This is a genomic window from Phytoactinopolyspora halotolerans, from assembly GCF_010550675.1.
Taxonomy (GTDB): Bacteria; Actinomycetota; Actinomycetes; order Jiangellales; family Jiangellaceae; genus Phytoactinopolyspora; species Phytoactinopolyspora halotolerans.
This window is the reverse complement of sequence record NZ_JAAGOA010000001.1, coordinates 424,427-434,970: the sequence shown is the minus strand read 5'-3', so window position 1 is coordinate 434,970 and position 10,544 is coordinate 424,427. Positions and strand designations below refer to the sequence as shown.

At 67.9% G+C, this 10,544-nt stretch carries 10 protein-coding genes; 5 read left to right on the top strand and 5 right to left on the bottom strand.

Going from position 1 to position 10,544, the window contains the following annotated elements; all coding sequences use genetic code 11:
• Positions 1–97: 97 nt before the first annotated feature.
• From secD to G1H10_RS01940, 3 genes are all read right to left on the bottom strand, one after another.
• Complete coding sequence (gene secD, locus G1H10_RS01950; protein ID WP_216852797.1) at positions 98–2,779, bottom strand: protein translocase subunit SecD; 2,682 nt, start codon at positions 2,777–2,779, stop codon at positions 98–100.
• Between the two features lie 88 nt (positions 2,780–2,867).
• Positions 2,868–3,257: a hypothetical protein gene (locus G1H10_RS01945; protein WP_163731809.1), complete on the bottom strand. Its 390-nt coding sequence runs from the start codon at positions 3,255–3,257 to the stop codon at positions 2,868–2,870.
• A gap of 81 nt (positions 3,258–3,338) precedes the next feature.
• Entirely contained in the window at positions 3,339–4,928 is a 1,590-nt protein-coding gene (locus tag G1H10_RS01940; protein ID WP_163731806.1) for a family 10 glycosylhydrolase, read from the bottom strand.
• 250 nt (positions 4,929–5,178) lie between these two features.
• Here G1H10_RS01940 and G1H10_RS01935 point away from each other — a divergent pair, with 250 nt between their 5' ends.
• Positions 5,179–5,913, top strand: coding sequence for a GntR family transcriptional regulator (locus G1H10_RS01935; protein ID WP_216852796.1), 735 nt, complete (start codon positions 5,179–5,181; stop codon positions 5,911–5,913).
• 106 nt (positions 5,914–6,019) lie between these two features.
• On the opposite strand, the gene G1H10_RS32210 is transcribed toward G1H10_RS01935, so the two are convergent.
• A complete protein-coding gene (locus G1H10_RS32210; protein ID WP_216852795.1) occupies positions 6,020–6,487 on the bottom strand; it encodes a hypothetical protein in 468 nt (155 codons plus the stop codon).
• A 302-nt stretch (positions 6,488–6,789) separates the two neighbouring features.
• Between G1H10_RS32210 and G1H10_RS01925 the strand changes: the two genes are divergently transcribed.
• A complete protein-coding gene (locus tag G1H10_RS01925; protein ID WP_163731800.1) occupies positions 6,790–7,047 on the top strand; it encodes a hypothetical protein in 258 nt (85 codons plus the stop codon).
• Positions 7,048–7,185: 138 nt separating this feature from the next.
• Here G1H10_RS01925 and G1H10_RS01920 read toward each other — a convergent pair whose 3' ends face one another.
• The gene (locus tag G1H10_RS01920) at positions 7,186–8,586 is read right to left on the bottom strand and encodes an alpha,alpha-trehalose-phosphate synthase (UDP-forming) (protein WP_163731797.1); all 1,401 of its coding nucleotides are present in this window, start codon (positions 8,584–8,586) and stop codon (positions 7,186–7,188) included.
• 160 nt (positions 8,587–8,746) lie between these two features.
• On the opposite strand from G1H10_RS01920, the gene G1H10_RS01915 reads away from it, so the two are divergent.
• Genes G1H10_RS01915 through otsB form a run of 3 tightly spaced genes read left to right on the top strand, consistent with a single transcriptional unit; the run spans position 8,747 to position 10,506 of the window.
• Positions 8,747–9,040 carry a DUF3263 domain-containing protein gene (locus G1H10_RS01915; protein ID WP_216852794.1) on the top strand — a complete coding sequence of 98 codons (294 nt, stop codon included), beginning with the start codon at positions 8,747–8,749 and terminating at the stop codon, positions 9,038–9,040.
• A gap of 56 nt (positions 9,041–9,096) precedes the next feature.
• A complete protein-coding gene (locus G1H10_RS34375) occupies positions 9,097–9,708 on the top strand; it encodes a LytR C-terminal domain-containing protein (protein ID WP_163731791.1) in 612 nt (203 codons plus the stop codon).
• A gap of 3 nt (positions 9,709–9,711) precedes the next feature.
• Complete coding sequence (gene otsB, locus G1H10_RS01905) at positions 9,712–10,506, top strand: trehalose-phosphatase (RefSeq protein ID WP_163731788.1); 795 nt, start codon at positions 9,712–9,714, stop codon at positions 10,504–10,506.
• Positions 10,507–10,544: the final 38 nt, after the last annotated feature.

Below are 10,544 nucleotides of genomic sequence, written 5' to 3'. Positions count from 1 at the left end.
TGCCGGGGTCTCCCCCGCCCCCCCCCACCCCCCCCCCCTGGGCCGCCCCCAACAAACCCCACTTCACATGATCATTTGGGAGGGGGCTAAGGCGTTGTCAGACGACGGCGCCGTAGTTCGGGTCTTCGCGGCTGCCCTTGGTGGGCTGCGGCTTCTCCTCCGGCGGAGGTGCCGGCTTCCACGTCTCCAGCTCCGCCGCCAACGGAGTGGCGGTGAAGTTCGACGAGTAGGTACCGATCAGGATGCCGACGATCAGCGCGAACGCGAAGTCCGAGAGCGAGTCCCCGCCGAGGAAGTAGAGCGCGATCAGCGGGAACAACGTGCTCATTCCCGTATTGACCGACCTCGGCAACGTGTTCAGCACGGCCGTGTTGGCCACCTGAGCGAAGTCCTCGCCCGGCCGACGGGTCCACGTCTCCCGGATCCGGTCGAACACGACCACCGAGTCGTTGACCGTGTACCCGATGATGGTCAGGATCGCCGCCAGGAAGATCCCGTCGATCGGTTTGCCGAGCCAGGCGAAGAGGCCGACCGTGACGATCACGTTCTGGAACAGAGCCGTCACAGCTCCTGCGCCGAAGGTCCAGCGGAACCGGATCGCTAGGTACGCCAGCTGCGCGGCGAGCGCCACGGCCAACGCGATCAGCGCATTGCGCTGCAGCTCGTCGCCGAGGCTGGGCCCGATCAACTCGTCCCGGATCAGCTCACCGCCCCCGCCGAGCTCGTTGATGGCGTCGATCACCTCGCGCGCCTCGGTGTCACTCATCTCGACGGTCCGGACCGAGATCGCTTCCTCGCCGGCGCCCCCGGATTCGTTGACGATCGCCGTCGGGAAGCCGACGTCGGCGACCGCGTCCCGGGCGTCGTCGACGTCGACCGGTTCGTCCGGCGCGACCTCGATCAGCCGCCCGCCAGTGAACTCGATGCCGAAGTCCAGCCCACGGATCGCGATTCCGGCACCGGCAAGCACCACGGCGATCAGCGACGCCCCGAGGAACCGGCGCGTGTACCGCATCAGGTCGGGGCTGCGCTCACGGAGCCAGAGCCGGACCCTGCCGTGCTTGCCGAGGCCGCTCGCCACCGGGTGCGCGCGGATCCAGGGCTGGCGCACCAGCCAATCGGCCAGCGCCCGGCTGAGCACCAAGGCGGACAGCAGCGACGCCAGCACACCGATGGTCAGCGTGACGCCGAACCCGCGCACCGGGCCGGACGCCAGGAAGAACAGCAGCGCGGCCGCCAGCAAGGTGGTCACGTTGGAGTCGGCGATCGCCGAGACGGCCTTCTTGAATCCGCTGGGCACGGCGTTGCGCAGGCTGTTGATCTCGCCGTCGACGAAGTCTTCGCGGGCCCGCTCGAAGATCAGCACGTTGGCGTCGACCGCCATACCGATCGCGAGCACGAACCCCGCAAGACCCGGCAGCGTCAATGTCGCGCCGAGCGCGCTCAGCGCGGCATAGGCCATCAGGGCGTAGCCGATCAGCGCTACCACCGCCATCAGGCCGATCAGACGGTAGGTCACGACGATGAACACCGTCGTGAGCGCGAGACCGATGATCGCCGCCCACGCGCTGGCGGAGATCGCCGCGTCGCCCAGGGTCGGACCGACGACGCGCTGCTCGATCACCTCGACCGGCAGCGGGAGCGCTCCGCCTTCGATCAGCGCGGCCAGCTCTTTCGCCGACTCCTCCTCGAAGTTGCCGGTGATCATCGTGGTTCCGCCGCGTTGCCCCACGTTGCAGGCCGTGTTGACGACGTTCGGCGACGAGATGACGTCGCCGTCCAGGATGATCGCGATCCGCCGCTGCGGGTCGCCTTCCGGGAAACAGGCCGCCTCGCCGGTGATCCGGGCCCAGTCGTCGGCGCCGCCTCCGGTGAAGACGATGTCGACGTACCAGCCACCGGCCTGCTGCACGTCGTACATTGCGCTGGCCTCGGAGATCTCCTCGCCGGTCATCGCCGCCGAGCCGACCGTGATCGGCCCGCCGCGCTCATCCTGGATCACCGACTCCTCGGCGGTCGGGTCGAACGACTCGTCACCGGATCCGTCCGCGCCCGGGTCGTCAGGCTCCTGCGTGCCCGCGTCGCCGTCGCCGGAGTTCTCATCCGCGGTGTCGTCGCCGGAGTCGTTGGAGACCTGCTGAATCGCTGCCGCACCATCCGCGCCGCCGTTGCCGGCGGATTCGTTGCTCTGCTCGTCGCCGGACTCGCCGTTCGCTTCGTCGCCGGACTCGCCGTTCGCTTCGTCGTCGGGAGCGTCGTTCTGTTCGGTGTCGGTACCGTCGCCCTGAGCATCGCCCTCACCCTGCTCGGGCGCGTTGCCGTAGCCGAGCACGGGGTGGATGGTCAGCTGCGCCGTCCGCCCGAGCGCCTCTGAGGCCTCCGTCGGGTCCTCGACCCCCGGCAGCTCGACGATGATGCGGTTCTCTCCGGACCGGGAGAGTGACGGCTCCGAGACGCCGAGCGCGTCCACCCGTCGCCGCAACACCTCGACGGCGCGGTCCGTGTTCTCCGAGTTGGCCTCGGCATTCGGGGCGTCCTGTGCCTCCAGGGTGATCTGCGCGCCGCCTTCCAGGTCGAGCCCGAGGTTGGGGCTCGCCGTCATGGTCGTGTACGCGGAGGCGCCGAGCACCACGAAGGCGACAGCGACTCGAAGGACCCGTGCGGGTTCGGTGACGCTACGGTCACCCTTCTTCGCCGCACGGTGGCGGAACAGGCCATAGGTCGCCGCACAGAGAGCGACCAGAGCGATGGTGAGGTAGAGGGCGTTCGTGCGATCCACGGGAAGGCTCCGGATGGCGTCGGCCGGCACGAGCCCTCGCGCGGGAGATATACGCGGGACCCGACCGAGCGGGCTGGTTTCAGGGCGTCTACTGCTGTCCTGTCACCGGCGGCGCCCGGTCGGGGTTGGCCGTGTCATGTCCCTGCCGCCCACGGAGTAGGTGATCCGCATCACCGGTTCCCCCCGACCCGACCCGCATCAGCGGCGGCACCACGGTGCGGGCCGGCGGAGGTGGCGCCACGCCCAGCTCCGTGCCGGCCGGTGCGACCACCACCAGTTCCGGTGCGGGCGTCCCGGCCGTGCTGGCCGGGCCGCCGACGGTCTCGTGCTTGGTCTCCACGGACGGTTCGCGGACCGGGGCGCCGGACGCGAGCGACGGCAAACCCGCCGTCACGATCATGAAGAGCCCGGAGATCAGGATGGCCGGGAGCCGCCACGCCATGCTGCGCGGTCGGCCCGTGGCGCGCCGCTGAGGCACGTCCCCACCTCCCTGCATGCTTCCGGTTCTCAGGCGCCCCTCACCCTACACCGGCCCGCGAATCCGTGGTGTGCCGCTGCGTCAGCGCAACCGGACCAGAGGTGCCAGCTCCGCGGTCGCGATCTCACCGTCGGTGACCTGGACATAGGTCACCGGCTTGCCCACCACGCCGTCCGGCAGCTCGATACGGACCAGATACCGCCCGGACGGCACGTGCGCGAACCCGAACCAACCGGAGCCGTCGCTGCTCCGCGTCAGCTTCTCGCCGCCCCCGGTCAGCGGCTGCAGCGTGACCTTCACGCCGTTCAACGGCTCGCCGCCCTTGGTCACCAACTCCCCGCTGACATGACCGTCCGTGGGGTTCTCCTTCCACGGCATCGAGGGCACCGCGGCGGGTTCGGCGAACGGCGCGTTGTCGCCTTCGGTCAGCGCCTCGGCGAGGGCGGCCCGCTCAGCGTCCTTGACCGCGGGATCGGAGCTTCCGGCAGCCGTCATGCTCGGGTTGGCGTAGGAGTATCCGCTCCAGCCGACCACCGTGTTGCCCGCATCGGTCGGGGTGAGCAGATCCTGTACCTGCTGGAGGCTGTCCTCGATCTCGTTCAGGTAGAGCGCTGGGCCGGAGACCGACTGCCGGTCGCCCTGCCAGTCCGCGAGCACCTCGTTCCACTCCTCGAACATGCGCGCCTGGTCCGGCATCCACTCCCGCTTGTAGTTCATGGCCACGACCGTGTCCATGATCCCCTCGTCCTGCCAGCCCCTCCAGTCCTGCAGCACCTCCGCGTACGTCCGGGTGTTCTCCCAGCCGCCGACGCTCTGCGGACCGAAGCCGTACGTGATCGCGTCCATGGTGAGCCGGGCCGCCGGATCCACCTCCCACATGCCCAAGTAGATCTTGCGCACGAGGTTGGTCATCTGATCCCGCCGCCAGTCGCTCCACTGCTCGTCTGAGGCCTCGGGCACGTCGGTATGTCCGGTCTCGTCCTGGAACCGGGCCACCGAGACGTCGTTGTACCCCCAGTCGCTGTGTGTGGTGGATGAGCTGAAGTCGGGATAGCGGACGTAGTCGAGGTTGATCCCGTCCACGTCGTATTCGGCGACGATGCTCTGCACGGCGTCGACGATGTAGTCCACGGCGTCCGGGTGTCCGGGGTCGATGTACGCGTTGGCACCGCGCAGTTCGGTGCCGTCCGCCATCTTGTTCAGCCAGCGGTCCTCGCCTTCGGCGGTCGGACCGTGCTGGTTGAAGACGTGCTCGTCGGAGGTGGGCGGCGTGGTGGAGTTCCACATCGTGTTGACGTTGACCCACGCGTGCACCTCGAGTCCGGCGGCGTGCGCCTGCTCGATGATCTCGTCCAGCGGATCGTACGGTTCCGGAGCGATCGCGGCATCGGTCCGCGGGTACAGCGCGCGATTGCAGAAGCAGTCGTACCGCCGTGCGGTCTGCACGATCAGTGCGTTCGCGTTGACCGCCAGCGCGTCGTCGACCAGCTTCTCGACCTGGTCAGCGTTGTAGATACCGGGGTTGAACGCGTCCACCCAGTAACTTCGCCACTGTTCGGGCAGCTCGTCGTCGCCGTCCGCGGACGACGGCGTCGCGAATGTGGCGGTGAGTAGTCCGGCGACGGCCGCGCTCAGTGCGGCGGCGCGGCCTGCTGTGCGGAGTCGAGCCATCATGGCCTCCAAATTGGCCTAGACCAACAGTGCCCCACAGTCTGGACCATGCGCAGCAGCGCGTCTAGAGCCACGACGGAACTTGCGCAGGCTAGGGCCGACGTGCACATGCACGGTCTGGGAAATCTGGCACAATGCCAGCAACGGCCGACGAGCGACGTGCCATGCGCTACGCCTCCACCACACGGCAATGGCAGCAGAGATGACCTGCCACAATTGAATGATCCGACGGCTGACTCGGAGGGTTGGCGTGGCAGCGAAATACCTCTCGATTCGAGACCAGATCCTCGATCTCATCGCCGAGATGGAGGTGGGCGAGGCACTGCCACCTGAGCGGACCCTGGCTCCCCAGTTCGGCGTGGCGCGGATGACGCTGCGCCGCGCGATCGAAGAGGTCATCCGCGAAGGCCGGCTCAAGCGCAAGCACGGCGCGGGTACGTTCGTGGCCGGACCCAAGATCGCCCAAGGGCTCGCGGTCACGTCCTTCTCCGAGGACATGAGACAGCGCGGCGTGGTCCCGTCCAGCCGGACGCTGGACGCCGGCGAACTCGCCGCCAGCCCGAAACTCGCCAAGCGGCTGGAGATCACCACCGGAGAGCCCGTGCTCCGGGTGGTGCGTCTGCGCCTTGCCGACGACGCGCCGATGGCCGTGGAGACCCTGCACGTACCCGGACGTGTCGCGCCCGGGCTGGACGGTGCGGCGCTGGACCACGCATCGTTCTACGAGCTGCTCGCCGAACGGCACGGCATCATGCTCGCCGGCGGCGTCCAGACCATCGAGGTGACGGTCACCGACGAACGGGAGTCGGAGATCCTCGAAGTTCCGGTTCACTCCCCCGCATTCCTGTTCGAGCGGGTATCCCGAGCCCGGGACGGGCAGGTGGTCGAGTTCGTCCGTTCGGTGTATCGGGGTGACCGGTACCAGTTCCGGGTGGATCTCCAGCCCGCCCGGATCGGATCCGGCTCCACCGCCGACGAGCCCTGAACCGCCACGCCGCAACACTGCGCGCAATCCCTGCACCGCAACCCCCGCACCGCAACCCCCGCACCGCATCCCTGCGCCGCGACCGCTCGCCGACCGGATGCGCGGATCAGCGGGGCGCGGCCGACTCCTCCGCCGGAGCGGAACGACGCCGGTGCCGGCCCCCGCCGTGCCGCGGCGCCGGGACGGCCGGCTCGTCGAACGGCTCGTCCGGCGGCGGTGGCGGCGTCTCCGGAATCGTCTCCTCGGGAGTCTGAGGAGCCGACGGCTGCCGGGGTACCTCGTCCACGATCGCGCCCTTGCGACGTCGCCCGCCACGAGGTGCTTCCATCGCCTCCATGGCCTCGTGCAACCGGTCCGTCGCCGAGTCGATCCATTGCACACTGGTGCCGTCCCCGTGACCGTGCACGGCGATCAGATCGTCGATCGAGTTCCAGAGGCTCGTCGCAGGATGGTCCGAGCACCACCGCAGAGCGACGTGCCCGTCAGCGAACACCACCCCGTACGCGACCACGCCGACACCGGAGATTCCGGTGTAGTCGACGTGCCGCACGAGCGCGAACCGGCGAGGGAACAAACGACCACCCTAAGGACCTTGAGCTGCGTGCCTCGTCGCACCGGACCAGCCACCTGAACTCCGCCCCACACGGTCCTGTACGCTGCTCATCTTGCTGGATACCAGGTCACGGTGTCACGGAGGCCTGCCGTAGGTGAGACGAGCGATCTTGATTCATTGGCTACTTCGTCCGCTTTGCCCTAATTTAGAAGTACGTGATGACCCTCACACGCCGACTCGCCACACGGACGTTGTCGTTCAGTCGACATTTTGACCCGCTACGGTGAAGCGGCGAGTCACAACCACCGTCGAGAGGGTGAAAGATGCAAGGTCCCGAGTCCACCGGAGACGTCGACCCGGTCGTGGTCAACGCCGTCCAGGTTGTCCGCGACCGGTTCGGCGCTATCGGCCTGCGCAGTCTCATCTCGCTCGCCACGCGCGAACTGGCGCGCGTCGAGCAGGCCGAGACCGACCTGGCCGCAATCGACAACGGCGATCCGGCCGTACAACCAGTGAACGATTCACCGGATGCAGCCGATACCCAGGCGTGGTTGGCCTACACCGAGTACGACCGCGACTGAGGCTGGGCGGAGATTTTCATCCTCGCCCAGAGGCTCGTCCGAGCTGGCGCTCTGCCGCACCGATGCCCGCCACACCATGGATGAAAATCTCCGCCCAGCCTTCGGGCGGTCTTCTCGGATTGTGAGATCTCACAAGAGTCAGGTAGAGCGGAGTGTGGCGAGGAACTCCTGCGCCCAGCGTGTGATGTCGTGACTGAGCACGTGGTCGCGGAGCAGCTTCATCCGCTCCTCCGCTTCCGATTCGTCGATCCGCATCGCGGCGAGCAGGGTCCGCTTCAGCCCGTCGATGTCGTGTGGGTTGACCATGAACGCGCCGTCGCCCAGCTCGTCGGCGGCTCCGGCGAACTCGGACAGCACCAGGGCGCCGCGGAGGTCCGTCCGTGCGGCGACATACTCCTTGGCCACCAGATTCATGCCGTCGCGCAACGGTGTGACAACCATCACGTCGGCCGCACGCAGCAATGACACGAGCTCGGCCCGCTCGTACGACGAATGCAGGTAATGAATGGCCGGCTGGCCGATCCGGCCGTATTCGCCGTTGAGCCGCCCCACCTGTAGTTCGATCTCGTCGCGCAGCGTCTGGTACGCCTCGACACGCTCCCGGCTCGGCGTCGCCACCTGCACCAGCACCGCTTCGTCCGGCGTGATGTCGCCGCCGGCCAACAGCTCACCGAAAGCCTTGAGCCGATGACCGATGCCCTTGGTGTAGTCGAGGCGATCCACGCCCAGCAGCATGCTGCCCGGGGATCCGATCTCCTCCCGGATCTGCGTGCCCCGCTGCACCACGTCGGGGTCGGACAACAGCCCGGTGATCTCGCTGACCTCGATCGAAATGGGGAACGGCTGCACGTGCACGGTGCGCCCATCGGGCATTCGCACCCGCCGCTCGGCCGCCGTCGCGTCGGTGTACCGGTCCACCAGCCCGACGAAGTTGTCCGCGGCACCACCCCGCTGGAATCCGACGAGGTCGGCTCCGACCAGCCCTTCCAGGATCTGTCGACGCCACGGCAGCTGGGCGAAGAGTTCCGGCGGCGGGAAAGGGATGTGCAGGAAGAATCCGATCTTGAGATCGGGCCGAAGCCGACGCAGCAGGTTGGGAACCAGCTGGAGCTGATAATCCTGGACGAAGACGACGGCCCCTTCGTCGGCGACCGAGGCGGCCGCCCTGGCGAACCGGTCGTTCACTCTCCGGTAGGCATCCCACCACTCGCGGTGATACTCCGGAGCCACGATCACGTCGTGGTACAGCGGCCACAGCGTCGCGTTCGAGAAGCCCTCGTAATACATCGAGATCTCCTCGGGCGACAGCGGGACCGAGATCAGATCCATGTCATCGGTCGAGAACGGCGCCAGTTCATCATCCGGCGAACCGGTCCACCCCACCCATGCGCCGTCATACGCGCGCATCACCGGTGCGAGTGCCGTAACCAACCCACCAGGGCTACGACGCCAGGTTGTAGAGCCGTCTGCCGCGACCACCCGATCGACCGGGAGCCTGTTGGCGACGACGACGAAGCTGCTCTTTCCAGTGTTCTCCACGTGGCCTCCTCGCCTGTTCTACGGTACCTGCTCCCGTTTCGACCTCACGCACCGGATGTCATGCCGAATGTCGCCTGTCCCGCTCCGACCTGCACACTCGGCGGGCGCCGGCCGTGTCGGGGATGCTGAGACGGGGCACGATGTGCGTACGATGGCGAGCATGGAAGCTGTTGCCGATGTATCCGGAAGCGCCACTGGGTCCAGGGAGCTCGACGAGCGGGAGCGCGACATCCTCGAGTTCGAGCGGCAGTGGTGGAAGTACGCGGGCTCCAAGGAGCAGGTCATCCGCGAACGCTTCGACATGACCTCTACCCGGTACTACCAGGTGCTCAATGCCCTCATCGATCGACCTGAGGCGTTGGCGCACGACGCGATGCTGGTCAAGCGGCTGCGCAGACTGCGCTCCTCCAGAACGCGAGCACGCTCGGCTCGTCGTCTGTCCGCGGAGGCCTGACTCATGTATTCAGCCGATCGGCAAACAGCACCGTTGTCGCGTAGCCTACGTTTGCTGTGACGATACGCGAACGGCTCGATCGAGCGTGGCCGTCGCTTGTTGCGCTGGTCGGCACGGTGGGGGTAGTCCTCGCTTTGCTTGTCTTCTTCGGAGACGACACCGGGGGTAACGACGACGGGGGCGACGAGGACGTCGCCGCCGACTCCACCGACGAGCCACAGGACGACGGCGGTGGTGACGCCACCGAGCCGGATGAGGACGCCTCGGACGAGCCGACCGGCGATCCGACCGACGACACCGACGAAGACGCCGACGAGGACGGCTCCGACGAGACCGAGGAGCCGGACGACGAACCGACCGAGGCACCCGCGGAGTTGCGCACGCCGATCGGCATCGCGAACCAGACCTCGGTGGAAGGGCTGGAGCTCACCGCCGCGGACCGGTTCGAGGCGGGCGGCTGGGAGGTCGCCGCCACCAGCGGTTTCAACGGCACAGTGCCGGAGACGACGGTCTACTACCCGCCGGGCCTGCAAGAGTCCGCCGAGGCACTGGCCGCCCAGTTCCCTGAGGTCGGTCGCGTCGCAGAATCCTTCGAAGGGCTCAACCCCAGCCGGATTGTAGTCATTCTGGTCGACGACTACCTCGACGAGGTCGAGGCCGAGGAGTAAATCGTGCCCGAGACGAAGCCGGACGTCGCACCGATCAGGGCGGCACTCGCACCACTGCTGCCGCACACGCTGGTGGCTCTCGACTTCGACGGCGTGCTGGCGCCGATCGTGCCACGCCCGGAAGACGCCCGAGCACTACCGCAGGCGGCCCACGTGCTGACCGAGGTGGCGCGACGGGTGGCGCGAGTGGCGATCGTCACCGGACGACCGGCCCTGGACGCGGTCCGGTTCGGCGCCCTGGAGAAGGTTCCCGGCCTGGTGGTGTGCGGGCACTACGGTCTGGAGCGCTGGCGTGACGGCCGGGTGGAAAGCCCCGGCGAAGCGGCCGGAATCGTTGAGGCGCGGTCTCGAGCGACCGCGCTGATCCGGGATTTCCCCGGGACGACGATCGAGGATAAGGGCCACTCGGTAGCCATCCACACGCGCCGCGCCGACCACCCGGACGCGGCGTTCACCGCGCTCCGCCCGCATGCGGAAGCGATCGCAGCCGACACCGGGCTTCAGCTCACACCGGGACGCCTCGTACTGGAGCTGCGCCCCACCGGTGTGGACAAGGGCGCGGCACTGCGCGACCTGGTGCAGGAGGTCTCCGCCCGCGCAGTCGTGTACGCCGGGGACGACCTGGGCGACCTGCCCGCGGTGGCAGCGGTGCGTTCACTGCGCACGGACGGCGTGACCGGCGTGGTGGTCTACAGCGACTCCTCGGAGGCGGTGCCGGAATTCCGCGAGCAGGCCGATCTCGTCGTCGACGGACCTGCCGGTGTGCTGGGCGTCTTGCAGGACCTGTTGATCTCGTGATTGCGATGTGAGACGATTTTGTCTCAATGGACGGACAT